The 25535-nt window shown below is 59.6% G+C and carries 20 protein-coding genes and 1 tRNA gene; 9 read left to right on the plus strand and 12 right to left on the minus strand.

Annotation, left to right across the window (positions count from 1 at the left end):
• Positions 1 to 4 precede the first annotated feature (4 nt).
• The 3 genes from RA164_RS10180 (at position 5) to RA164_RS10190 (ending at position 2668) form a co-directional block, all read left to right on the plus strand.
• Positions 5 to 838, plus strand: a complete 834-nt coding sequence (locus RA164_RS10180) for a hypothetical protein (protein ID WP_329740737.1) — start codon at positions 5 to 7, stop codon at positions 836 to 838.
• 61 nt (positions 839 to 899) lie between these two features.
• On the plus strand, positions 900 to 1439 hold the full coding sequence (locus tag RA164_RS10185; protein ID WP_329740738.1) for a hypothetical protein: 540 nt from the start codon (positions 900 to 902) through the stop codon (positions 1437 to 1439).
• A 2-nt stretch (positions 1440 to 1441) separates the two neighbouring features.
• On the plus strand, positions 1442 to 2668 hold the full coding sequence (locus RA164_RS10190) for a DGQHR domain-containing protein (protein ID WP_329740739.1): 1227 nt from the start codon (positions 1442 to 1444) through the stop codon (positions 2666 to 2668).
• 164 nt (positions 2669 to 2832) lie between these two features.
• Here RA164_RS10190 and RA164_RS16615 read toward each other — a convergent pair whose 3' ends face one another.
• The 5 genes from RA164_RS16615 to RA164_RS10215 form a co-directional block, all read right to left on the minus strand.
• The gene (locus RA164_RS16615; protein WP_329740740.1) at positions 2833 to 3048 is read right to left on the minus strand and encodes a helix-turn-helix transcriptional regulator; all 216 of its coding nucleotides are present in this window, start codon (positions 3046 to 3048) and stop codon (positions 2833 to 2835) included.
• 388 nt (positions 3049 to 3436) lie between these two features.
• Positions 3437 to 6061 carry an AAA family ATPase gene (locus RA164_RS10200; RefSeq protein WP_329740741.1) on the minus strand — a complete coding sequence of 875 codons (2625 nt, stop codon included), beginning with the start codon at positions 6059 to 6061 and terminating at the stop codon, positions 3437 to 3439.
• Between the two features lie 85 nt (positions 6062 to 6146).
• Positions 6147 to 7259, minus strand: coding sequence for a DUF3800 domain-containing protein (locus RA164_RS10205; protein ID WP_329740742.1), 1113 nt, complete (start codon positions 7257 to 7259; stop codon positions 6147 to 6149).
• 325 nt (positions 7260 to 7584) lie between these two features.
• Positions 7585 to 8742, minus strand: coding sequence for a hypothetical protein (locus RA164_RS10210; protein WP_329740743.1), 1158 nt, complete (start codon positions 8740 to 8742; stop codon positions 7585 to 7587).
• A gap of 42 nt (positions 8743 to 8784) precedes the next feature.
• Positions 8785 to 9849 (minus strand): YagK/YfjJ domain-containing protein, encoded by a 1065-nt coding sequence (locus RA164_RS10215; protein ID WP_329740744.1) that lies wholly within the window; start codon positions 9847 to 9849, stop codon positions 8785 to 8787.
• Positions 9850 to 11051: 1202 nt separating this feature from the next.
• Here RA164_RS10215 and RA164_RS10220 point away from each other — a divergent pair.
• Entirely contained in the window at positions 11052 to 12356 is a 1305-nt protein-coding gene (locus RA164_RS10220; protein ID WP_329740745.1) for a DUF3987 domain-containing protein, read from the plus strand.
• A 59-nt stretch (positions 12357 to 12415) separates the two neighbouring features.
• Here the strand turns inward: RA164_RS10220 and RA164_RS10225 are convergent, their stop codons facing one another.
• The gene (locus tag RA164_RS10225; RefSeq protein ID WP_329740746.1) at positions 12416 to 13372 is read right to left on the minus strand and encodes a DUF932 domain-containing protein; all 957 of its coding nucleotides are present in this window, start codon (positions 13370 to 13372) and stop codon (positions 12416 to 12418) included.
• Positions 13373 to 13816: 444 nt separating this feature from the next.
• On the minus strand, positions 13817 to 15322 hold the full coding sequence (locus RA164_RS10230; RefSeq protein WP_329740747.1) for a toxin-antitoxin system YwqK family antitoxin: 1506 nt from the start codon (positions 15320 to 15322) through the stop codon (positions 13817 to 13819).
• Between the two features lie 251 nt (positions 15323 to 15573).
• Between RA164_RS10230 and RA164_RS10235 the strand changes: the two genes are divergently transcribed.
• Complete coding sequence (locus tag RA164_RS10235) at positions 15574 to 15876, plus strand: helix-turn-helix domain-containing protein (RefSeq protein WP_329740748.1); 303 nt, start codon at positions 15574 to 15576, stop codon at positions 15874 to 15876.
• 34 nt (positions 15877 to 15910) lie between these two features.
• Here RA164_RS10235 and RA164_RS10240 read toward each other — a convergent pair whose 3' ends face one another.
• From RA164_RS10240 to RA164_RS10250, 3 genes are all read right to left on the minus strand, one after another.
• Positions 15911 to 16390, minus strand: a complete 480-nt coding sequence (locus RA164_RS10240; protein ID WP_329740749.1) for a JAB domain-containing protein — start codon at positions 16388 to 16390, stop codon at positions 15911 to 15913.
• A 155-nt stretch (positions 16391 to 16545) separates the two neighbouring features.
• Complete coding sequence (locus RA164_RS10245; protein ID WP_329740750.1) at positions 16546 to 16941, minus strand: hypothetical protein; 396 nt, start codon at positions 16939 to 16941, stop codon at positions 16546 to 16548.
• Positions 16942 to 17297: 356 nt separating this feature from the next.
• Complete coding sequence (locus RA164_RS10250; RefSeq protein WP_329740751.1) at positions 17298 to 18458, minus strand: IS30 family transposase; 1161 nt, start codon at positions 18456 to 18458, stop codon at positions 17298 to 17300.
• Between the two features lie 628 nt (positions 18459 to 19086).
• Between RA164_RS10250 and RA164_RS10255 the strand changes: the two genes are divergently transcribed.
• From RA164_RS10255 to RA164_RS10270, 4 genes are all read left to right on the plus strand, one after another.
• Positions 19087 to 19527: a hypothetical protein gene (locus RA164_RS10255; RefSeq protein ID WP_329740752.1), complete on the plus strand. Its 441-nt coding sequence runs from the start codon at positions 19087 to 19089 to the stop codon at positions 19525 to 19527.
• Positions 19528 to 19813: 286 nt separating this feature from the next.
• On the plus strand, positions 19814 to 21598 hold the full coding sequence (locus RA164_RS10260) for an ATP-dependent nuclease (RefSeq protein WP_329740753.1): 1785 nt from the start codon (positions 19814 to 19816) through the stop codon (positions 21596 to 21598).
• A complete protein-coding gene (locus RA164_RS10265) occupies positions 21585 to 23402 on the plus strand; it encodes an ATP-dependent helicase (RefSeq protein WP_329740754.1) in 1818 nt (605 codons plus the stop codon). Before RA164_RS10260 ends, RA164_RS10265 begins: the two co-directional genes overlap by 14 nt.
• 324 nt (positions 23403 to 23726) lie before the next feature.
• Positions 23727 to 24626: an AbiTii domain-containing protein gene (locus tag RA164_RS10270; protein ID WP_329740755.1), complete on the plus strand. Its 900-nt coding sequence runs from the start codon at positions 23727 to 23729 to the stop codon at positions 24624 to 24626.
• A 474-nt stretch (positions 24627 to 25100) separates the two neighbouring features.
• Here the strand turns inward: RA164_RS10270 and RA164_RS10275 are convergent.
• Together RA164_RS10275 and csrA are read right to left on the minus strand one after the other, a co-directional pair.
• Positions 25101 to 25193: transfer RNA gene (locus RA164_RS10275), tRNA-Ser, on the minus strand.
• Between the two features lie 71 nt (positions 25194 to 25264).
• Positions 25265 to 25462, minus strand: a complete 198-nt coding sequence (gene csrA / locus RA164_RS10280; RefSeq protein WP_329740756.1) for a carbon storage regulator CsrA — start codon at positions 25460 to 25462, stop codon at positions 25265 to 25267.
• Positions 25463 to 25535: the final 73 nt, after the last annotated feature.

The following is a 25535-nucleotide window of genomic DNA, read 5'->3' on the forward strand; positions in this document are numbered from 1 at the left end:
TTCGATGCTCAATGCCGTAGCACATGACCTCAACAGTCAGCTTGACACGATTCGTCATAGCATCGACAGCCTTTCAAAACCTGCCAGTGACAAATGGCTATCAGCCCTCATAGGCCTCCTTGGCGTCCTGGCCGGTGCCGGCGTTACTGGTGGCTTCGGCATTATTCTGCAGCGCTGGCGGCTCAGAGCGGAGGAGGAGGCGGATGACCGAAGGGCCACGCGAGAGACTCGACAAGCCGAGCGTGACTTTGGCCTCGCAGCACTAGCTGACCTGCAGGTCTTCCGAACCCGTCAACTCAATGAATTCTACGGCCCGTTCCGGGTACTGCTGTCGCAAATCCGCGTCCTACGCGACGAATTCGACCAGCGGTTGATGGCGAGCCTAAGGTCTGGGAACGAGATCCGCCTTGAGCTCCAAGGCATCGGACGCCGAAGACATATGGTAATCGAAAAGCCGAATTCACCTCCGAGAGGCTTTCGCCTCATCGACGAGATGGCATTCGTGCAAAAGGAATTCCCCGATCTCATGTCGACGGTAGGAGAAATAGTCTCAACCGGAGACCTCCTTGCGGATCACCTGCACAAACACGGTGGACTCCTAGACCCGAGGAGTACCTGGCTCGGCAAGAATATTGCCATTTACCTCGCACACCAGCGTGTCCTTAAGGAAATCTTCGAGCGGGTCAAAAAAGATCAGAACATCAGCTGGGTCGCGAACTACTCAACGGTTTATCCTCGTGCCCTCGACCTGCTCATCGAGCGCGATTATGGTCGACTCTATCGCTCGCAAAGCCGGTGGACCACACAAGCCGCAGCATGGTCGAAAGCGGTTTATTGACTGTTTGAGGATTTGCTGATTTGATCGCATGATTTATCGGGGTGGCAACCGGGAAGCATTGATGATGGCCGAGGAAGACGTTCGAACCGACTACTGGCAACAGTTTGGGGAAGTACTCAAGGAGAGAACTCTTGAGCCACTGAATCATCCCACCTTTATCGGATTTTTCCTTGTTGCCGTACTTGCCATCGGCGGGCTTGGTATTTGGGTCGAGATTTTCCGGGCCGTAGCGGATGCATCCTCCAGCCCAAAGGGCATTCTTCTCGCAATCAACGTCTTCTACCCATCGGTCGGTGTAGCCGCTGCGGCCCAACTACTTATAAACCGTGATCTACCGAGCTACCTAAAAGCGCTCGCGCTCCTTATGGAGCTCGTGTTTGTCGGGGGCTGTATCACTCTCCAATTCACATGGCAGCACCCTATCTTCGCCATTGTCATGGAGAGCCTAATATCCGTTGGTGCTCTCTGGTCGTGGTGGATTGCCAACGCCAAGAATCCCGAGCTACTAGATAAGCCCGAAAAGGTACCCAGTGCAGCTGGCCCAGCAGACCCAACGGCAAGCGACCTGCCCGGCAATCTAAACGGCTTGAAGGTGCAATGAGCATGATGCGACCGACCTACCCTATCGTCACAACCGCTCTGCGCGTTGAACAACCGCTCGGCATCTTCTACGTCGTCTCGCTCCCTGCCGCCGTGCTCCTCGACGTCGCCTATAGCGACAGACTGGCCGCCGAATATTCCCCAGAGAAAAACGAATACACCATCAAAGGGGCCCAGCGGGCTCTACAAATGCCGCGCCTCGACACAATCGCGAAATATGTGGGGCGGGTTGATGCGGCCTTCCCCAACGCAATCATCCTTGCTAGCAATGCTCCCCAACTACCACAAGAGGGCGACGATGCCAGTGATTCCTCAGATGAGGATAGCGTGGACGACACGGACGACAATCGCGACTGGACCATCACAGAAGGCGTGGATGGAGCTTTCAAGCTCACGATTCCCACCGCTGAGAAGATGGCCAGCATCATCGATGGCCAACACAGACTCTTCGGCATTGCCCGCGCGCCCATCGAAGCCATCGACAAAATGGAACTTGTATGCGCGGTCTTCCTCGACCTACCAAAGCCCTTCCAAGCGCAGCTCTTCGCCATCATCAACTCGACGCAAAAGCCAGTCGACAAGAGCCTCACTTACGAGCAGTTCGGCTACAACGTTCTGGACGAAGAACCGAACATGTGGACACCAGACAAGCTCGCTGTCTTCCTGAGCCGGCGCCTTGCGGTTGAGCCAAACTCCCCACTCTACCGCCGCATCATCATCGCTCCAAAGAAAGATAAGGCTCTGGAAGCTATCACAGGACACGATTCGTGGCGGGTATCAACGGCAACGGTCGTTCAAGGCATCTCACGGCTGTACTCCTCGAACCCTGGCCGTGATGCCACCCACATGCTCTCAGGAAAGCGGAAACCACGCTCTTCGCTTGAGGGATTCCGGAGAGACCGCTCACCCTTGCGGAGCCAGTTCATCGACGTGAACGACCTGCTCATCTACACAATAACGTTCAATTTTCTCGCAGCCTGCAATGTGGTGTTTTGGGGAAAGCAGCCTGCATCGTTCATCACCCGAACGGTCGGCGTGCAGGCGCTCTTTGATATCCTGCGTCGCCTTGCGCCTGAAGCCCTTTCAAACGAGACCATCGCCACCAGCTGGTTCGAGCAAAGACTTGTGCCTGCCGCCGACATCAACTTTAGCGAGGCTCGGTTCAATGCATCTGGCTCCGGCCGCAGTCTGATTTCCAGGGAAATCAGGGAACGACTGGGCATACTCTAGAAAGCCCCCATCAAACAGATAGATTTTTGGGTAGAACCTCGCCCGCTCAACGTCGATGACGACCGTCTCCTGCGTGGTTTCATCGACCAGCGCCAAGCACTTGAGGACGCACCCTTCGGCCCGAAGTCCATCGATCAGGCCTCCTTGGCTTCCCGTGCTTTTAGCTATTTGCGCCTCGCACGCTGCTCGATCCAAGCGATGACCTCAGACTCCAGCCAACCGACTGCGCTCCGACGAGCGAGGCCACCAAGGCTTACCCGTTTGGGGAACGTTGGATCGAACCAGGGACTCCGCGGATTTTCGCGATTGTTGATCGATGAGTCGCTCAACCCGACCATGGTGCGAAGCTGCGGGCGGCGAATAATCTTGTCTTGCAACATAAGGCGATACCCCTATCAAGTACATGGCTGCATGATGCAACCACCACAAGGACATCGGGCATCAATTTTCCTATTAAGCCAAAAACTCAAGCGCAGAGCCGGTCTCAGGAAATCTGGTCAGAGCAACCCGCAGCGTAGGTAAGCTTGTCCAGATTGACATCGACGCCGTGCGTGGCTGGGTGACCTGGATCTTCTCTGCCTTCAACCTGGACCTGCCGGCGCTCGCGCCAAATTCACCATCGTGCTCGCTTTCAACTAACCATCTCCACTGACGGCGAACTCTCGCCACGCGCCAAGGTTGGTCGGCACCGACCTTGATTAATCAATTTTCAGCAATCCGGTCAGATCCAGGCGCACGCCAACACTTCGCGTCATTTTGAGGCACCACTCAGCGGTTCTGCAGCATTTCTAGTGCTCCGTCCAGTGCGGTGATTGATTCGACTATTGTGCGCACCGTGGCGCGGTCAAATTCATGGTCACGCTGGGCATCGTGCACGCCGCTGTTGAGGTAGCCCCACTCGATGCTGGTGCCACTCACATTGAGCAGGGCAGCGAGTGCGGCAACCGCCTGCGGCGCACCGGCATGCTGTGCCGCGATCCGACCGACCGCAGATCGCAGCTTGCTGCACTTGTTGTTCAACTCCCAAGGTGAGCGGGGCCCGCCCAGCCTGATATCGATCCGACCGTCCGCGCGCCGACCCAGCCATGTCCAGAGACGGTCTGTCAGACTTTCCAGCGCCGGCCGGGCCTGGCGCAGTGCCTCGCGCTTCTCGTCGGCCGCCAGCGCCTGCTGGGCCAGCAGAACATAGTTCTTCGTCGGCGGGTCACTGTCGACGCGCAGTTCGTGCTCCCCCTGATGCGGGAGGAACTTGTAGCGCTTGATGGCCACGGCACGTCGCACGCCCAACTCCTGCTGGATGCGGTGCAGGAATTCCTCGGCGTGGGAGGTAAGGATGACCTGTTTGCCATCGAGCAAACCGTTCTCGAAGAAAGTGCGCCAGATGCCATCGCGGTGGTCGTCGTCGATCGCGTTGACGACATCATCGAAGATGACCACGGGGCAGCCCTGCGCGATGTTCTTAGCGAGCAGAATCGCCAGGCCCAGGCATTTGATGTGCCCTTCGCTGAAAACGATCAGCGCGTCGTAGCGCACGCCCGGCTCGCCGGCGAACTCCACCTCGATCTTGCCGTTCTCCGCCACCGGCAACCACAGCGCGTGCAGCAGATCGCCGGGCGGATCGGCTCGGTTGAATGCGTTGTACAGATGGCGGGCCTGTTCCCCCAACCCTTGCAGAAGAACACCCGGCAGAGCCGTCAGATAGGCCTGGATCTCGGGCAGGAAGCCGTCGTAGGCGGCCTTAATTCGCTGATGGTGCGCCACCACCGGCACTTCGGCTGCGGCGGCCCAGATCAGGTCGCGGTTCGCCTCGTCAAACTGAGCCACCGTCTGACGGGCGACAGCGAGGTCCTGATCGGCCGCGGCGCGCATCGTCCGTAGCCGTTCGATCTCCAGCTGATGCTGCTGCAGTCGGTCCCGCTCCTGGGCCAGCGCACCGCGCTGCACATGCGCTTCACGAGCCTGCGCGTCGAAGCCTTCGATGATCTCGGCGATCCGCAGCAGGGCTTGCCAGGCACGCCGGTCCCCATCGACCCACTGGCCGAGCCAGTTGCCCACAGCGGTGGGGGGCAGCAGCGGCAGGTCTGCGGCCTGCAATTCGGCTGGACAGGCGACCGCAGCAGCCGCCAACACGCGGCGCATCTCATCCCACAGCGCTCGAACCGCCTCGCTCAACTGCGCCCGAAGCCCAGTCTCCTGCTGCTGGAGGACAGCCAGTTGCGCGAGCTGGTCCAAGCCGGTTCGCGCCTTTGCGAACGGGTCTTGCGCCACGGCGGCCAGGCCTGTGCCACAGGCAGGACAAGCGGTCGCACCGTCGGCCAGCGCCAGCACGGCCTCGTAGAGCTTCGCGTACGACACCTCGCCTGCGCGGGCCGCGAGTTGCGCGGACGATGCCTGCCACAGTCCCTGAGCGCGGTAAGCCTCTGCCAGCAACGTCTGCAGGCGGGCCTGGGTCACCTCGTGAACAGCAGGCGGGTTGGCGTCCAGCTGTGCCTGGACATACGGCAGCCGCCCCTGTTGCTGCGGCGTACCGAGCAGCCAGTCCACGCAGACCTGGTAGGTCGCGTCAGGCGACATGCGCTGCGCCAGCGCTTGTCCCAGCGCCTCGATCGCTGCGATTTTTTGCGGGTAAGCGGCGATCGTCTGCTCGGAATTCGCCAATTGCAGGCGACGCTGTGCCAACAGCGCCGCCTGGGCGCCCGCAAGCATCAGGTCCTGATCGAGCGACGGGTTGAAGCCGCGAACGAACTCGCTGAACTGGTCCACGCCGAACAGGGTTGCGATGAGCTGACGCTGATCGCCTGGGGTGCGCGCAGCGATACGGGCAAAGTCGTCAAGGCGGTTCTTCTCGATGAAGCAGAAGCGGTACTCGGCTTCGTCGGGCCGGACGGCCTGCGCTTCGTCTGCCGCCTTGGACGACAGGACCGGCGCGACGTGACGGCGCAGGCGCGCATTGTTGCAATAGATCCGCTGATCGACCCGCTTGGCCTGCGCTTCGCTGATCGAGCCGAGCATCGCCACTTCCAGCGCCTCGCAGAAACTGCTCTTGCCGGTGCCATTGGCGCCGTAGACCAAGGTGATGTCATGGCTGAGGTCGAACGTCTCCTGCCGCATGAACCCGCGAAACGGCCCGACTTCGAGCTGCTGCAGTCTCCCGAGCACCGGCCCGGTCTCGGGCCCGTGGGAGTCCCCGTCGTAGGCGACAGGCATCTGCGCCAGCTGGGCGATGGCCAGCGGCGCCAGGCGCGTGGACCGACCGCGGCGCACAGCGCCGACCTCGGCCAGTGGCTGCAGGTGATCGAGCACCAGGTGCGCGAGCCGCCGCACGTCATCGTGCACGTCTCGCTGTGTCAAGTGCGCCAGGAATCGGTGGTACTCCGAGTGAATGCTTGCCATGCAGCCTCTCTCTGAACGTCGTCCTTGGCGCTGTTAATCGGCCACCCGCGCCCAGGCCACAGGTGGTTCGTGCTTCCATACGCGGTTATGGCTCGTGGAAGTTCTCTGCGAAATAGTCGATGACCTGGGCCGCCTGCGTCCCCTGGCGGAAGCGCTTCTGCTCGTCGAAATCGATCGATGGCAGCATGTGGATCAGCTGATGATCGGCGTACAGCGCCATGACCTCCTGGGCGTCCAGCGCCCCGGCACGTTGCCCCGTGAGCGTGCTCGCCGCCTCGATGGCCGCGCCGATCATCACGTCCGCCAGCTGCACGGCGGGACTGTTTCTGGAGTCGACCTGCGTCACCGACTGGAGCTTGAGCGGGAAGGTGATACTGGCGATTTCCGACTGACGGAAGGTGACCATGTCCTCGTGGCGGATGTAGCGCTGCAGTAAGTCGTGATAGGTGAGCAGGTTCTTCGATTGGTCGTGCTCGACCCGATAGGGACCATCGGCCATGATCTCCATCCGGCTGACCAGGGATTGCAGCACCACCAGGGCAGCATCCGTGCTGACACCTGGCGCGGCGATCGCTCGCAGGCACTCGGGTGCAGCGAACTGCGCCAAGGGTCCCAGCACTTCCGGCAATTCCTGCCAGCGCGAGGCGCGCGCGGCCTGGACCAGAGTGGTGAGCGCTGCCGGGCTCTTTTCTTTCACCGCACGCTGGAAACTCGCAAGCAGGCGGTCGAGAGCCCCTTGCCCGAGAAGCGCCGGTCCCACGGTGTACAGCAGGGATGCCAGCGCGTAGTTCTGCCCATCCTGGTAGAAGTCCATCCCTCGCTCGTAGTAGAAGGGCTCGACGGCATAGTCCAGGAACATCAGCAGCAGCAGGTAGCGCTTATCGCAGACGTAGGTTGCGCACTTGTAGTGGCTGAGCAAGTCGCGTTGCAGCGCCATCAGGCGGGGGCGGTTGGCCGATCGTCGCGCCAGGGCCCGATACTTGAGCTCGTCCGCCTGCAGCGTGGGAAGGTGCTCCCGGATCAGGCGCCTAGCCTCGTCATCGCCGATGGCGATGGCCGTCGCACCTTGGAACCGCTGCTCCGGGTTTAGCAAATCGAAGCCCGTGTAGCCGCTTTCGTCGATTCGGAAGCATTCCACTTTCAATGCTCCCGTAGAGCGAGAAAGATTCAGGGGAATGATACGGCTAGTACAGGCCAAGGATATCGCGCAACGACCGCTTTTGCCGGCCGGAGGTGGCCTGCCGGCTCCTGCTGTTGATGTGCGTTGCCAGGCCCGTTGGTGATGGTCAGGATCAGCTCTAAGAATGGGCAATGTGAGATGGCAGTCGGGCTGCCGCCCGTGATCAGCTTCGTTGGCGAGACTGATCAGTCGCCGTAGCAAACATTGGCAGGCAGCAGGCGTCTTTGCATCAACAGCCTGCTAGCCACTGGCAGGTGCGACTACGCACCGCTGTACCTGTCCTCTGCCGGCACAAGAGTGATTGCTTACCAGGTGCAAACCTACCGTCCAGCGAAAGCGGCGTTTAAGAGCGGACCGGCGGCCTCTTGGAGCCATCCGGTCTTACGTATTTCTCGCTGAGGATTCGTTCAAGGATCTTCTGTAGCGCTTCACCCTTGAATCCAGACTCGCCAAGCCTCTTCATCGTTTTTCCGCTGGTCGTCGACCAGTGGTTGGCAACCTCACTTCGATGGACTAAAGCGCACCGCGCTAACATGATCACCACTCGGAGCGGAACGCTCACATCGGCCTCCACTTGAAAATGAGGATCATTCGTTAGCAATTGGTGATAGGCGGCGTCAAAGGAGGTAGCTGCTGCGCCTCGCCCCCAAACGTGCCGCGGATCGATGACCCTGAAGCACACATCCAGGCTCTCGCGCGTATTGAACGGACGGCCGTACTTCTCAAGGAATGCTCCTACCTCCTTCTTGAGATCGGCAAGGCGCTTCTTGTCCAATGGGGCATTGCCACGCTCGAGCTTGGATAGTGGCACCGCAAAGCGCTTGGCCGCACGGTGCAGATGAAGTAGCGCCGGCATGCCACGAGCGAGCATATGAAGGTCATCTGATGAGCGGTGTCGACCGACAGCCTCGCGCAGCACATCAAGATCACACATGTCGATAAAGATGCTCTCCAAACGGAGCCGCAGCGTGTGCTCTGGCGCATTAACCAAGGCCGGTGGAGGAAAGTCCCATCTGGGCCTGGGAGATGAGGGAAATGTCCTCTGGACCCACTCCCGAGGGCGGATACAACGCAGCGTTGACCAAGGCCTTGCCCTCATCAAACCACCGTTCTTGCCGATGCATAGGGCACCTCCCCTGAACCAATGCAGGGAACCCTCCAACTCGTTTAGGAACGTCTTCATCGTGTCTTGATCGAGCTGAAGAAATCGAATGTCCTCCCGGACAACCGCTTCCGTGATGGCTTCACCGTTGAGCCTCAGACCAAGAACCTCATATCCCTGGCCCAACGGATGCATCTTTGTAAAGTCGCCCCCCAGCGGCTCGAAATTCTCGATGACACACGATCCATCGGGTATCCGCACATAGACATGCATACCGATTGAGGTGGCCTGTTTCAGGACAGCCTGGGCAAGCGGCGAGCCGACCAGAGTGTCCGGGATGACCTCTCCTATCAGTGGCACGACTACCACGCCGCCAGGCTCGGAAGATTCAGATGGCATCATCGGTTCCAGCACGACCTCATAAGAGTTTTAGGTGAGCACTTACCTGCAATCACCGTCAAAGCGAATCAATTGTTGGGGTAACGCTAGCCGCTCCCCCGCCGCCGGAACAGGCGCAAGGAGGATGCCCTCCGCGAGGGCGAGAGACGCTCCATCCCTACGGGGACGCCCTCGCTTGTGACGGCGCTCCCCTTTCGGAAGCTGCCCTTTCCGGAGGTTTCGGCCATGTACCTCGTGGACAAGGACATACGCACCATCCTCGCACAAGTACCAGATCGCGCGTCGAAGCCCCTCCAGTTTGTGCTCGTCCCGGTAGTGAAGATGACCGAGGCAGCAGTATTCCAGCTCATGCCTGCGGATCCAGACATTGAAGTAGCTGGCAAGCGAAGGAGACCCTACGCACTGATCGACCCAGAACTTGCCGATGAGCTCAGAAAAATAGAATGCATCGCAATGCATATCGCCGTTCATAGCGACCAGTACGTGGTAATGGATACGCCGCTCAAGACCGTCCTCCCGCTTCGCAATATAGCGGAGCACATCCGGAACTACCCGCCCTTCACGCAATGCACGCATAAACTTGTTAAATGCATTTTTCGCCTTCTTGGATTCTGAAAGATCCCTCCCATCGCCCTCGAAATAAAGATCGACGCGGAGAACAAGCGGCCTCGCGTGATCGTGAAACATGCTCAACATGTAATTAGCACAACTGTGATAATTCTTCTTTGCTCCACGCTTATGGTTGTTCACTGCAGCGCGAAATGCTTTGCCTTCGCACGCACATCGGATGGCGTTAAAAATCTCAACCATACCCGCACGGACCAACTCATGACCACCTGGAAGAAGACCATTTATGTCCGTGTAGGAGATAAGTCTTGATCGCCACTCGTAAGCAAGGCGTAGCCCAACATCCAGCCAAGGATTCAGTCTACGCCCCTCGACGAGAGACTGCGGCGCAAACTCTTCAACATCGCGTATGGAATACCAGAGTTCCTTCGCTGCCTTGGAAAGCACCAGCCGCCCGGTCAAAGTTCTTTCCCATGGACCACTCTTTCCTCCCGCCACAGCGATAACCCGGCGTTCCAGGCGACCAAGAAAGTTGATCATTCGCTTGACACACCCGACCTCAACAGTGCGTAGGACTAGGCCTTGCGAATCCCGCACTGTTCCATACTTAAGGTGGTGCATGCTATCTAGCATAGTGAAGCGTTTGCCACGCTCCGCCGAAGCACTTGCACTATTGGCACTCATGGCATCTTCTTATCGATTGATCGAGCATGCTAAGTAAAGGTAGCTACATATTGATCATTCCATCATGGATCAATTTAAAAAAAGCACTATTCATCCAAACAATCAACAAGAACCACTTAACGACCATTCAGTACCATTCATAAACAACCTAACTATTTGTACTTACCGTAATAGACTCTTACCGGAACTCCGAAGACGGGAAGCGAGTGTAAAAACATGCCAAAGCAGAGGACTTATCTAGGTTAAATGGACTACAACTTACTTCACACATCATGTTTAGTTAGTGTCACGACCCAATGCAATCGCAGCCCTCAAACTTACCGCCACCTCCCAAGGTGTATTTCGCTGAAATTGATTGACTGGACTATCGGGCGGGCAAAAAGCGGAATGCTTTAAAAGTTGGACGCGGCATCAGAACGGTGCCAAGAGCCCGGCTAGATTCGATGACAACCCGTGGCGGTGTCACGCTCCATCATCGGGCGATAGTTCGCGAGACGCCCAATATTTTACATGTATATCAATATCTTACATGAAATCGTAAGCCATGCGTGTGACGCCACCCCCAACTGCACGCGGTTTCGCTGGCTCGCATAGCAATCGATGCCACCAGCCACTACCAGCAGACCACTGACTTGCCATAGGGAGTTCATCGGCTGCACCAGCTTTTTTTCCGATGATTTTTTTCGTGTGAAATCAGGAAAAAGAACTAAGTCGACAAAAAAAATTCACATTACACTGCTCGCTGCAAGGGACTTTTCGTGGCTCGACACAGGGCATTCAATCAGTCGCATGTCATTGATTTTTTGCCATAAGCTGACATCCCACGATCCGTATAGCGCAAATTCAATCCATATCGTCGTACGCGGATTGGGCAAAGATAAAAGTTCGAGCCCGGAGGCCCCAAAGCTCTCGGGCAGCCCACTCTTTCTTGGGATCCACACACAAGCGATATGTACAGTCTCCCTTCCCTTCTTCCTCCGCCCCCTATCGCGGCGCTTCCGCCTTTCCTACAGGAGCTGACACTTTCAATATCGAATCAGCTGAACGTCGACCCCTGCATGGTTCTCGCCTCGCTGGAAGCCAGCATGGCTAGTGCAGTGCACGGCATCGCATCCGTTATCCATCCCAGCGATGGCACCCAGGAACCCCTCTCCTTGTTCAGCCTGGTGGTCGCCGGACCGACGACCGGTAAGTCCCGTACCTACAGGAAAACTCACCAAGCACATCTGGAAGAAGACCGCCGCCGCCACACGAGCTATCTCGCCGTGCAAAAGGGTGCGGCAATTACGCATGCAAGTGATACCAAGGGCAGGCAGGCTGATCGCGTCCGGTGGGTTTCTCTTCAGAACGTGACGAATCGCGCGCTCATCGAAGCCTTGGAAGGCATCGGTGAGTCAACCGCCGTGGCGTCGGACGAAGGCCAAAACATCCTGAGCAGCGATCTCTTCAAGCACCACCTGGACACCTGCAACTCGCTCTACGACGGCAGCAAAGTCATGCTGAACCGGGCTCGTGGCCAGAGTGTTATTGCAACCGATGCGAGTCTGGTCGCGCTTGTGATGGTCCAGCCGGACATTTTCGGCACGTACTTGCGCAAGTATGGTGAATACGCACGTGGGGTCGGCTTCATTGCGCGCACGTTGTTCACGATTGCAACGCCGCCGCAGTGTTTGTCGCTTGAGGTACGCCCAGGCAGCGACTCATCACTCGTGCAATACCACAGCAGGGTAGAATCGCTCTTGAGAGAGCAGCGTGCGCGAGCGGAAAGTGGGCAAGTCCAGCGCGAACCACTCCAATTTACACCCGAAGCTAGCGCCCTCTTCACATCGCTTGCCCTCGAGCAAGCTCAAAACACGCGAACCCGTTACGCACATATGGAAGACGCTGCCAATCGTGCGTTACAAAACGTGATACGACTCGCCGCCATCATGCATGCCTTCAACGGCGAGCCGGGACATATTCCAGCAGCCACGCTGCTGGCTGCCTATCACATGGTGCAATGGCATCTCGCTCACTTTTCCGTGCTTTTCCCCACGGGAATACATAAAGGCACTCTCTCTGCGCAGGAGCGCTCATATCAGCGCGCCATGCAGCGACTGACAGACGATCGCAACGCTGTTCTCGCCATCATTGGCGAGCTCTGCCGAGCCGCGCAGTCGCCTAGCGCGTTCAAGTCCGAAGTCCAGACGCTGTTCCGTGCCCACGCGTATGACTCGCGCTTCAGAGCTGCCCTGCTACGGCTTAAGAATGAAGGCTTTGTTATCGAGACAGGCGAGGGCAAGGCGTCTCGCCTGAGTTTCGCTCCACTGACCACATGGCCTCCCCAACCGGCCATCGCAACCTCAATGCCAGGGCTCCATTAAGACGCGAATTGATGTCGAGCATCTCGCCCAGAGCTTTGACACCGTGCCCTGCCCTCCCATCAACCGACCAGCTTCATGGCTTCGTCCCAGGCGCGCTGCTTGAGCTGCGCGCCCTGGCCGAACCAGGCGGCATCGCGGCGGTGATCGTCACTGCGTGCACGCCGGTGGTGATCGATGTACTCGGTGACGCTGTTGAGTAGGCCCCACGCCGTGCCACGACTGGAGGCCATCTGCGCCCCCCGTCCGCCGCCCTCGTACAGGGCGCGCACCGTGGCCACCGCTTGCTCATTGACCACCAAGGCCTTGGTGTCCTGCCCCTGGTAGGTGAGGACGCGACGCAACAGCCCCTCCACCGAGTCCGGATCGACCGGACGGTCGACCAGCGCCTTCATGCGCGCGACAAAGCCATCCCAAGACGACACGGTGATGCCGAGCTGGCGCTTGACCGCCTCGGGATCGAACGCACTGCGGTGCGGCACCTTGATCGCGCCGCTGGCCTGCCCCAAGGCGATTTGCAGCGTGTTGTTGCAGACCACCCTGACGCTGGTGAACTGCGCCGTGGTCGCCAGCGTGCCGTCGCAGGCGGTCGCCAGCAGCAGGTAGCCATCGACCTTGTCTCGGCCCTTGAGCGTGGTGCTCTGGCCCGTGCGGGCCAGCGCCCAGAACTTCCGTCCCTCGCGCAGCACGCCGGCCGTTTCCAGCTCGAAACCGTTGCAGGCGGTCAGGTCGCGGTAGAACTCCAGGATCTCGCCCGGCTGGACGACCTGGAAGCGCTTGCTGACCACGGCCAGCGGCGCCTTGGTGTCGGAGCGATACAGCACCTTCTGCTCCGGAAAGGCGTTGATGACACCGACGGTGGTGCCACCAGTGATGTAGCGGACCTCGGAGGCCTCGATCTGCCAGTCCATGCCGGCGTTGACCTTCCAGACCTCGATGGGTTGCTGGGCTTCGAGCTTCTTCCCCAGGCCGTGCCACGGCTTCTCGCCGGCATAGGCCATCGTTTCAACCAGGTGCATGTGGATTTCCTCGGTAATGTGGGAGGCATAAAACGCCGAAGGCCCGGAATCTCCGGGCCTTCGGTGTCTGTCGCGGTGGTAGGTGGGTGGATCAGTCCGGCTTTGTTAGGCCTCCGCTGCAGCGGAGAAAGCCCAACAGCAGGGCGGCCGTCGCGACGAGGACACAGGTCACGACATCGTTCTTCTCAGGGATCATGCGAGTCCATCCCAAGGGGCGCTTCAGGGCGGAAACACCCAAACGCAAGACGGAAGCTCCCCGTCTCGCGTGGGTAATGTAGGCCTGAAGAATATTTGGATCGACCGTACCTGCTCCACCGAGCCGCGTGTGGCGCCGTTATCCATGGCTCTGATCACTTCCCCCCGCCCAGAGCTCGATCCACAGGGCGTGATTTCGGCCTATGACGCGCGTATCCCGCCCACGGCCGGTGGTTTCCCAGCCGCCTGTCAGAGCTGACTTTGGCCGGGCTGCTTGCCTTCACCACACCACTGGTGCCACTCGTCGAGCTGGTCCTGCGTAACTATCGCGTCTTGACCCACTTCCTTCCGGTAGGCCTTGGTCCAGGCATCGACACACGGAGCCAGGGTGTCATCCACACCAGGGGCCACCGCGGCGGTGGCGACCGATGCCGAGGCCCCCATGGCTTGCGCAGGCGCGCTAGCGGCCCGCTGCGGTGGCATCGCTGCCGATGGCGATGCGCCCGCTGCCAGAGCTGACGTCGAGCCCTGGTCAGTGACTATTGCAGAAGTCGAGGTGGGCATTGCTGAGGGATCGGGGACGTGGATGGGATCAACCACGTGCTTGATGAGAGCGTCGTAGCCATCTCGCTTCTGCTCCCACGCTTTCCGCATGAGGCTCTGCTCGCAGAACCAAGGGCTTTGAGCACGCGCGCAGCTCGGATCGATGCTTGGTGCCCCCTGACTCGGCGGGGGGTTGATCGAGACAGCGTTCAACGCGCTGAGCGTGGCGGCGTCCGAGAAGACAAAATGCTTTCCGGTGGCCGGATCGATTCGCACCACGGGAGGAAGGATGTCCTCGCCCTGGAGATTGAACGTCAGGAGCACATGCTTATCGACGTCGTAGACTTTGACGGGACCCGAGGGTGTTCCCTTGCTCCAGGTAAGTTCGACGGAGCTGGCTTGAGGTAAACCGAATAGCTCATCAAGCCTCATGCCGAAGTCATGGGAGAAGCCTTCCTTCAGTAGCTGGTCAACGGCCACGCTGCCGCGATAGACCCACGGCCCATCCTGTTGGCCGTCCCGGTAATTGCCATCGACGACGTGCTTGCTCTCGTCGCTCTCATCCATCCTGAAGTACGTCCCTTCCTTCACGCCGTCCTTGAGCGTGTAGACAGCCGACTCCTTGGGCACATAGATGGTACCGGTGTACTTTCCATCGTCGCCCCACTCGCCCTTGGACAGTCGGCTGCCATCGGCGTTGCGTCGCACTTCTTCCCCGGTCTTGCGGCCATGGTCCTCGTGCCACTCGTGCATGACGTACTTGCCTTCTGCGGACCAGATCCTCTGGTCCCCATCGAGCTGGCCATCGGCCCAGTGATATTCGAAGGCCTTGCCGCCTCCCTGGCCGTAGATGACCTCCTCACCATCCATGCGTTGGTTGCGGACTGAAAACGTTATTGACCTATCCCCGCCGCGGTCGTGGCAGATCACATGCCCCTCGACGACGCCGTTCTTGAATTCGACATCGCAGTTGTCGGTGGAGACGAGCGGATCGACAAAGGCCCCGGTCATCCGTTCAGGCGGAAAACGCAATTGATCGGATACGAACGGAGGCACGTCGTTGAAGTGCACAGTGCCGGTATAGGGATCGGTGCTGCCGTGTTTGTAGGCAACGCCATGGTCGAAGTCGAGCTGCCCGGATTGGATTTTTGATGCACACCCGGCCAGCGCAACAACAGCTGACAGGAACGTCCAGACCTTCAGATGTTTCACGGATATACCCCTTCGCTTGTAATTGGTGAGCGTCCCTTTGGCCTGGGCGACGCCAGACCGCCCCTCAGGGCAGACGCAACAGGCTTTCAACGAGTTAGCTCGCTCTACTGGCCGCGTGGCCCACTCCGCTCGTGCACAAATTGCCCGGCAGCGTATCCATCCCGGCGATCAACATCAAATCTTTTGATATTAAATGTCGGCGTATCTAAAGATGCGCTTTAGGTTCCCCGTCGTTGCGACGAGGTGGACCGATGCCGAACCCCAAGAAGCCGCGCCCGAAGGCCCCGCCGGCGCCGAAGAGCCTGCATCGCCCGGAGTACAAGGCCGTCCTTGCGACGTTGCTTGAGATCCGCGAGGAAGCCGACCTTCTTCAGGCCGAACTGGGCAAGAAGCTGCGACGGTCGCAGTCGTACGTCTCGATGGCCGAGCGCGGGGCCATTCGCCTCGACCCACTGCAACTTCGCGACTGGTGCCTCGCGTGCGACACGACATTGGCTGCCTACGTCGATAAGCTTGAGCACCGGTTGAGCCGAGCCAAGGGCGCCGGTCGCTAGGACCACCGCCCTCCCCTCTATGTGGCTGGGCCCGTCAGAGGAGACCGCGACTGGCCAGACTGACGCAGGTTTCCCCGACGATGACGTGATCGAGGACACGTACCCCAACCAGTTCCAGCGCCTCTTTCAGCGTCTTGGTAATGGCCCTGTCGGAGACGCTGGGCTCAGCAACACCGCTCGGGTGATTGTGCGCAAGAATCACGGCGCTCGCGTTGCGGCCCAAGGCTTCCCGGACCACTTCCCGCGGATAGATGCTGGCACCGTCGATCGTTCCGGTGAACAGTCGCTGGCAGTCTAGGATGCGGTGCCGATTGTCGAGCCAGAGGACATGAAACTCCTCATGAAGCAAACCGCCCAGTCGCATGCGAAGGAAATCGGGGGCATCGGCTGGACTCTCAATCACACCGAGCCGCTTAAGGCGGGCGCGGAGTATGTCTTCCGCAGCGGCAAGGATCTCTTGATCGCTCGAGGACACGCTCGGCACTTTGGGCTTGGCCGATCGTAAAGTGGACATCGTGGACTCCTTGGCGAAGATGCCAGAAAGCCCAAGGCCCGGCATGTGCCGGGCCTTGGGATGAGTGTGGCGTGGGAAAGTGGTGGGCGGGGCCCCGCGGACATCCGGCTATTTGCCGAAAGTCCTGCCGAACACGGCGGCGAAATTTCAGGTGCTCATGCAGGCTGGCTGAATGCATGACCGCATTCGACGCAGCGGTATTTGTCCAGCACGTGTTCGTCGATCACGTCACCGAAGGCCGCGCCAGCGGCGCATCCTGCCGAACCGCTCTTCAGCACGGCCAGCACACCTCCAGCGAGGCTACCGGCCGCGGCGTCCACGGGGTCTGCCGCCGAACCGCTGGCTGCGCGGATGTCCGCACCAGAAAGGACAAGGGCCATGCCGCTGCCGATTCCGGCAGCCGCGCCCAAGGCGCCGCCGATCTTCTTGCCGTAACTGCGGGTTTCGATACATTCGGACTGACAACGCGGACAGAGTAGCACCTGGGCCGCAAGCACCAACGAGGGATCGACCGCCTCGCCGGCCGGCTCCGAGGATATGGATTCATTCATCACGACACTCCCGAGAGGAAGACACCTGCGCGACCATTCGCGCAGATGGAGCGAGGCATTCCCCAACTCAGGCGTGGTGATATGCGCCTGAAATTTCTTGGAATCGCAGATAAACCGGCATGTTTGCGCGGCACGCTCGCGCGCACTCAGTGAGCTCGTCGCACGACCGATCCGGGGCGACCTGCACGCGGGCGGGTACGATCAACCGCAACGTGCGTATTGCCAGCTAACTGATCACGCGCTGCCGAAGCTGTTGACCAAGGCTGACACAGAACTTGATCAGCATCGCCAACGAGCTGACCATCGCCTAAGAGCGCCTGTCGTGCGCAACCGACAGGCAGCAACCGACGGCGGATTCAACCGGTGGATGCAACACATTGCCGATAACGTTCGGCCGGTGTTTCGTAGCCTAGCGTTTTTCTCGGGCGCTCATTCAACTGTCGAGCCACTGCATCAAGCTTGGCTTGCGACACATTCGAGAGATCCATCCCCTTGGGAAAATACTGCCGCAGCAGCCGGTTGGTATTTTCGTTCGAGCCACGTTGCCAGGGCTTGTGTGGATCACAGAAGTAGACTTGGACGTCCGTCGCGAGCGTGAAGTCTCGGTGCCTGGCCATTTCGCTGCCGCGATCCCACGTCAGCGACCGGTACAGTTGCTTAGGCAGGCGACGGGCGCTTTTGATCAGTGCGTTGACCACGGTCTCGCTGTCCTTGTTGGCGACCTTCACCAAGATCACATAGCGTGTCTGCCGCTCGACCAGCGTGGCGATTTGACTGTCCTTGTTGCCAAACACCAGATCGCCTTCCCAGTGGCCAGGCACTGCCCGGTCTCCCGCTTCAGCCGGTCGCTCGCTGATCGACACGGTGTCCTTGATGCGACCGTGATCGCCTGTCTTTTGGGTGTGGTGACGCGACCGGCGCATGGCTCGTGTACGCCGTAGGTGAGCCAGCAGCTCCTTCTTCAAGGCGCCGCGCGACTGGATATACAGTGTGCGATAGATCGTTTCGTGAGACACCTGACGGTTCGCATCCTCGGGGTAGATACGCTTGAGCCAACCGGCAACTTGCTCGGGTGACCATTGTCGGCGGAGCTTGGCAGCCACCTGAGACGCTAAACCCCTGTGCAGGGCCAGCTTACACGGCTTGGGTCGAAGCGCCCGCTCCCAGGCGGCCCGATCAGCCTGCTCTGCACGGTAGTGTTGCCGGCCTTGGTTGCGCTTCAGCTCACGGCTGACGGTCGATGGCGCCCTGTTCAGCCCAACGGCGATCGAACGGATCGACTTTCCAGCAGCCACACCACGCGATATCTCCTCTCGTTCGGCCGGTCGCAACGCCCGCAGTGAGCGATGCCGTGCTGGTGGGCGGATGCCCCCAGACCGAGCGAAGACCCCCGCGACCGCGGAATGGTGTCGATCGAATAGGTCGGCAATCTGCTGCAGCGACTCGCCTCGCTGCCAGCGATCCCACATCAACGACTTCTGCGTCTCCGAGTAATAAATTCGCTTACGTTGGCGCATCTGCAACACTCCTGCTGCCGTGGCAGCTCTCAGTGTGTTGCATCCACCGGTTGAATCCGCCACCCAGAGCGGACGTACATCGTCAAATTGGAGATGACGCAATGGTTCGTGCGGGACTGATCACCAAGTTGCTGAGCTGCGAGCAGCCCCTGCTTCAAGTTCTCGCCGACCTAGCGACATATGGCTGGAATGCCGACGCTCCGCTTGCCAAATTGAACTCATCGCACATCCGCAATGCATTGCACAGGTACGTTCACGCAGAGCTGTCTGCCGAACAGGTTGGAGAGTGGGCTGAGGCTATCGAATGTCGCGAGGACATAGCCTACGATCCAGACTCGTTGGCAGGAGCGACAATTTTTGAACTGACGAATCCGGAGTTGACGCTACCGCTCAACCGGGTGCGAGCAGAGGAGCTATTACAGCAACTTTCCGTTGACTCATAGTGCCTGCCAGCGACCCGAAGTTGCCGTTCCAGGGCCGGCCCCTCTGCCCGGCTATACGCTTGGTTGTTAGCCGGACCAGGCAAAGATAAGCTCCCTTCAGAACAAGGGGTTGCGTCAGAATTTTTGGCGCGAACGTGTATGCATAACCGGACCCACGGGTCCGCATATTCAGTAGTTAGCCTCCCATGACAACTTATGAACGCATCGCAATTATTTCGAGTGCAGGGTTGCTACTTATCGGCATCGAGGCTGACGTCGTTTGTCATGCCGGTCATTGGTTCGCACGCTCAGGGGCGCTGGTGACGGTCGTCGCCATTCTGTTCGCAGCGCTAGACTTAAAAGATCGGCTTTCGTCAGTGCCAGCATGGGTTGAGACGCAGTTGCTGCGCAGTCGCGATGCAATTCGTCAAATGGGCAAGACAGGAGGCCTTGATGATGCAACTTGTGAAACCTTTGTAGATAAAGTTGTTTCCGAAGTTCGAAAAGATGTTCAGTGCGAACTACGCAAAGCAAGTGGTCGCGCACTCCTCGTTGAACTCATCCTGTTCATCGTAGGCACGATCGTCTGGGGTTTCGGCGATCTTGCCACTGACTTATTTATTGCGTCCAAGTCGCTCTGCGGCTAACAACTCGTTCAAGGCGGACGGCTACGCCGCCGCTTAACTCCAGCGTTGACCGTCCGCTTCTGGCCGCAGGCAGCCCTTGCGATCACGGCCGCGACCGAGGATGCTTCGAAGGGCCGGGCCCGACCCTTTGCGGACATTTTTCTTATCATTAATGCTTCGGGAAAAGAAACCCATGAATGCCACAGGGTAATCGTAAGATATATTTTTCGCTTAGAGTGTCGGAAGAATATTCGCTAAAGATCCGCGCGCACCAGCCGCGTGTAGAAACGAAAAAAAGGAGAGTCGTGTGCGGATATCGCGAGTAAAGATCAGCAACTTTGCTAACTTCTCTGAGATCGATGTCGAGACTGGCGAAAGCATCGTCATCGTCGGTGAGAACAAGGTCGGCAAGAGCAACTTCGTCCGTGCGCTGCAACTGATCCTCGACCCTAGTCTTTCTGAACGTGATCGGCAGCTCGGGCTTGAGCATTTCTGGGATGGTTTGGGAGAAGACAAGCTCAGCGAAACAATCGAGGTCGCGGTAGAGCTGACCGACTTCACGGGCGATCCGCGGTTGATGGCGCACCTTAACGACTGCGTGGTCGATCCGGGGCCGCCAATGGTTGCGCGTCTCACCTACCGTTTCCAACCGAAGGCAAATCTCGGGCGGGACCCGGAGAGCCTCGCTGACTATGAGTACATCGTTTTCGGCGGCGATGATCCCGCGATGTCAATTGGGCCGTCACTGCGGCGGATGCTTCCACTCGACGTGCAGGTCGCGCTGCGCAATGCCGAGAAGGATCTGTCGAGTTGGCGAAATTCGCCGTTAAGGCCGTTGATTGAGGAACTGGCGACCTCCCTCGATGAAGACGCGCGGGCCGAAATCCAGGAGCAGGTCAACGAGGCGCAGGCCGAGCTGGTCAGCCATGATGAAGTAGTCGCAACCGCCGAGCGGATCAGCGAGCGGCTGATCGCGATCGCGGGCGAGCAGCATGCGGTGCCGTTGACGCTTGGCCTGGCGCCGACGCGGGTCGATGCGCTGCTGCGCAGTCTGCGTCTGCTGATCGACAATGGTGCGCGCGGCATTCCAGATGCCAGCCTTGGGACGGCGAACCTGATCTTCCTGGCACTCAAGAGCTTGGAACTCGATCGGCTTGTGACGGATGGCGAGCGCGACCACACATTCTTTGTGGTCGAGGAGCCGGAAGCTCACCTTCATCCGCACGTACAGCGTCTGGTTTACCGCTATTTCCTCGGAAGCAGCGGGGATGGCGAAGAGCAAGCACTGCCACTCACAACCATCCTGACCACTCATTCGCCGCACATCGCGAGCGTCACCCCGATCCGTTCGCTCGTGCTGCTTCGTCAAGACGCGGCAACGAATGCGACGATCGTCGTTTCGACGGCCAAGGCGCCGCTCGACGAGCGCGACGAGGCGGACCTTCAGCGCTACATCGACGTAAGTCGTGGCGAGATCTTCTTCGCTCGCGGGGTCATCCTGGTCGAGGGCGACGCAGAGCGGTTTCTCGTGCCTGCCTTCGCCGAGGCGCTGGACATTCCACTTGACATGCTGGGCATCACCGTATGCTCGGTCAGCGGCACGAACTTCACGCCCTACGTCAAGCTGCTGGGCCCCGAGGGCCTCAACATTCCGCACGTCATTCTGACCGATCGCGACCCGAACGGAACGAAACCTCCTCTGGTCCGACGTCGCCTGATCAAGGTCCTGCGGTTGGTCGAAGACGGCGTGAACTACACGCCTCTGAATGCCGACGCCGTCATCGCGCGCGCGGAGGCGTTGGGATATTTCGTGAACAGCAACACGCTGGAACCGGAGCTATTCACCGGCGGGCTTGCTGAGGCGATGCAGGAGGTCATTGAACAGGAACTGTCGATCGGCCAGGCGACGCGCGACCTGATCCAGGGATGGGTCGATGACACCGATACCCTCGACGAGGAGCAACTGATCAAGCTCATCGAGCGGATTGGCAAAGGGCGTTTCGCGCAGGCGCTGGCGCCGCACGTCGATGAGGATACGTGCCCGGATTACATCCGGCAGGCGCTGGAGTATATCCGCGATGCCATTACGTAGTATCAGCGCGGCGTATCTTGCCCAAGCGGCCGATCTCGCGAGCAATCCAGGTCAGCAGGCAGCCTATGATTCCATGGGCAACTGCGTGGTGCTCGCCGGGCCCGGCAGCGGCAAAACCAAGACGCTGGTGCTCAAGCTCGCCCGGATCATGGCAGAGGATGTGCGAGCACCCAGAGGAGCGGCATGCATCACCTATAGCCAGGAATGCGCTCGCGAACTGACGCGTCGGCTGGAGCGACTTGGTCTGCGCGAGGCCCCCAATCTTTTCATCGGCACGGTGCACGGCTTCTGCCTGAGGCATCTTCTTATGCCCTATGGCCGGCTTGCGGATCTGCCGGTGCCGTTTCCGCTCACCGTCGCCACGCAGCGGCAGAGTGACCAGGCGACTAAGCGCATCGGCGATCGGCTGTTCGGCGTCGGCCATCCCAACAAGCCCATAGACCTTGGGCGGCATCGACGGTCTGTCCTTGACCGGACGTCGGTTGCTTGGACGAGTGAAGGAGAGCTCGCGACATGGGCGGAGGGATATGAGGCCGAACTGCGTCGACTAGGTCTGATCGACTTCGATGATCTTGTAATCTTCGGGCAGCGCCTGGTTTCGGAGCACGACTGGGTGCTCCCGCTGCTTCAGGCGAAATTTCCGGTGCTCGCGGTCGATGAATATCAGGATCTCGGCGTGGCCTTGCATCGGATCGTCAAGCGTGCCGCCTTCGATGGCGGCATCCGGCTTTTTGCGGTGGGAGACCCTGACCAGTCGATCTACGGCTTCACCGGCGCAGACGGAGCGCTGTTGCAGGAGCTTGCCGAGCGGGACGATGTCGAGCGCGTTCAATTGCAGCTCAACTATCGTTCGGCGTCGCGCATCGTCAGTGCATCCGAGATGGCGCTAGGCGAGGTCCGTGGCTATCAGTCCAACGACCCGGACCGCCAAGCGGTCATAGAATTCGTTCAGTGCGCAGATGGCCTTGAAGGGCAGGCCGCGCATGCGGTCGCCGAGATCATTCCAGCAGCTCTCGCGGCCAAGCCCGGACGCGCGCTAGGTGACATTGCCATCCTCTATCGTGACTACCGAGCCGGCGACGTCGTGGCGGAAGCCGTCGCTGCCGCTGGTATCGATTTCGTTCGCGTCGACACCGCGGCGCCCTATCGCAAAGTCGCGCTCACGAGCTGGCTCGAGGATTGCGCGGCGTGGTGTGCCGGTGGCTGGCGAGTGGCCCGGCCGCAGTTGCGTGGACTGCTCGATCGCTGGCTCGGATTTCACCGCACTCGGATTTCAGAAATGCAGGCTCGAGAGGAATCCCAGCGCCTAACGCAGCTTCTATGGTCGCTTCGCGTCGAGGAGGGCCTCGCCCGGGATTTCGTGACGGCGGTGCGGGCGGGAATGCTTGATGTGCTGATGGCGGCCGAGCCGAGTCTCGCCGATCAGCGTGAGCAGGTGGATCGCATGTCGGCGGCACTAGCGCTCGGGGGACCGCTCGACGATCTCAATCTTACAAGCCTTGGCGGCCGCGACGGATCTCCATTGCATCTGAACTTGCTGACGCTGCACTCAGCAAAGGGGTGCGAGTACGACGTTGTGATCATGGTCGGTCTCGACCTCGGAAGTTTGCCCTGGCGAAATGAGTTGCCCGCCGCTCGCCGCGAGAGCCGGCGACTCTTCTACGTCGGCCTCACGCGCGCGCGCGACGAAATTCATATGCTCTACTCGGGCTACGTCGACACGGGCCGCGGCCGGATGCATTGGGGGCGCTCGCCATTCTTGGATGAACTTGAAGCGCGAATCGAGGAGGCCGAGGGCGAGTAGTTCGGCGTGCCGTAGAAACCAGTCGCGCGTTCATCGCTACTCGCGATCTAAAATTGTGAAAGCGTCGCTGGAAGTCCGCTCTTGGCCGCATGGCGTCCTGCGGCCAGTGGCGGACGTTCCCGACCCGCGAGCGAATGGCGACCGCACCAGGGCAGTTGGCAACAGTGATCGCTGGCCTGAAGCAGTTTCTGCTGCCACTGATCGAGGACGTAAACGGTGGCTGGCGCTGGAAGCCGCGAGAAGGCTGGGCTCGCTGATACGCTAATGGGTCTGCGGAACACAGGGTCGGCAATGCCCGACGGATCAACTTGGAGTAAGCGCGTTTTGGCCCAGCCCATCGTCATCCAACTCCAGGAGTTAGCATCGGACAGCAATCACGACATCAACGACTTGCTCCGCAAGGCGCTGATGGTGGCCACCAAGCTCGAACTGGGCGAGTTCAGCGAGTGGATTCTCGCCGAACTCAATGGCTATTCCGGGGCCAGCCGGGACAATTTGCCCGAATATCGGATCATCCGTGGCGACCTGCGGGTTCACAATCCTTATCATGGATTGCAGCCGTTCATCGTGCCGCAGGAACTGCACGAGGCCGTTACCCTGATCAATGTGACGGAGTCCGTGGCCTCCTTATGCGAGCTGGCGTCCGGGAAGACGCAAGGTGAGATCGTCTACCAGTTTGCACCCGAGCAGGAGCGCATCCTGATGTCGATGCAGGGAGGATTCGCCCAGCTTCGACCGATGCGAGTTGTGGGGGCCAACAAGCTGAAGGCAATCCTCAATGCCGTGCGCACGCGCATCCTGGAATGGGCGCTCTCGCTGGAGGCGGAGGGTATCGTGGGTGGCGGACTTTCATTTTCGGCAAGCGAAAAGCAGGCGGCCATGGATAGCCAGAGCATCCGTATCGAGAATTTCCAGGGAATCCTCGGCAACGTGCTGGGCGGGTCGGTGACCCAGACTAACACCCTGCATATCGTCGCCTCGGACTTTTCGTCGCTGGCTCGTTATCTGGCCGAGAAGGGCGTCAAGGAGGCTGAGATCAAAGACCTGGAGTTGGCCGTGCGCGACGATCCCGAGCCGGGCAAGGGAGGGAGCTTCGGACCGAAGGTGAGTGCTTGGATTGGAAAGATGGTGACCCTGGCAGCTACAGGAGGCTGGGAGGTCGGCGTGGCGACCGCTGGCGGCGTGCTAGCCGCAGCGTTGAGCAAGTTCTATGGGTTCAGCTGAGCCAGATGGCGGCACTCTGCTCGGTTGCGTTCATGCCAGAGGGAGCTCAATTGATGGGTGTCCACTCCTGGCCGAAGTTGGCCTGTCGACTCATGCTGCTGACGAGCGTTGTCCTACTCGAAGCGGGAGCGTCGCGCCGTCGACGACTGATTGCAGACTCACGTTACCGGCCAAGGCTCGAACCCATGCAAAGTGAAAGGACAGCTCTTAATGCCCTTCCTCGGGTAGCCATACGCGCGTAGAGGTCGACCGCGGCAGAAGCAACATCGATATCAGCAGCGGCCTCGCCCGCCGTCGATGCTGCCCGCAGCCGACACGACGCCGGTCGCACCAAGGGATGACTGCGCGCCGTGTTACTCAATGAAGCGCAGCGACACACAAGCACAAGCAACACCGGGTGGCATACCTGATGGCATACCAGTTAATTTCGTCCACAAAAAAAGCCATGTAAATCATGGCTTTAGTTGCTATATCTGGCGGAGAGAGAGGGATTCGAACCCTCGATAAGGCTTTTGACCCTATACTCCCTTAGCAGGGGAGCCCCTTCGGCCTCTCGGGCATCTCTCCGAATTTTCACCGCATTCCTGCGGAGCCGGCAAGGATACTTGCCGGCACGGCTCAGGTAAAGCCTTTGATCGTTATTCGCCCGAATCCTCGGACGAGCCGGCGTCGTTTTCGCCCTTGATGCGCTGGTAGATTTCCTCGCGATGCACCGCGACGTTCTTCGGCGCATTGATGCCGATCCGCACCTGATTGCCTTTCACGCCGAGAACAGTGACGGTCACCTCGTCGCCGATCATCAGGGTTTCACCGACCCTTCGGGTCAGAATCAACATATCGCTACTCCATTGAATACCAGTGGTCACAGGCCATCTGCGTAGCGGTGCCTCACCCCTGAGCACGACCACT

This window comes from Dyella sp. A6 (genome assembly GCF_036320485.1).
GTDB classification, from domain to species: domain Bacteria; phylum Pseudomonadota; class Gammaproteobacteria; order Xanthomonadales; family Rhodanobacteraceae; genus Rhodanobacter_A; species Rhodanobacter_A aluminiiresistens.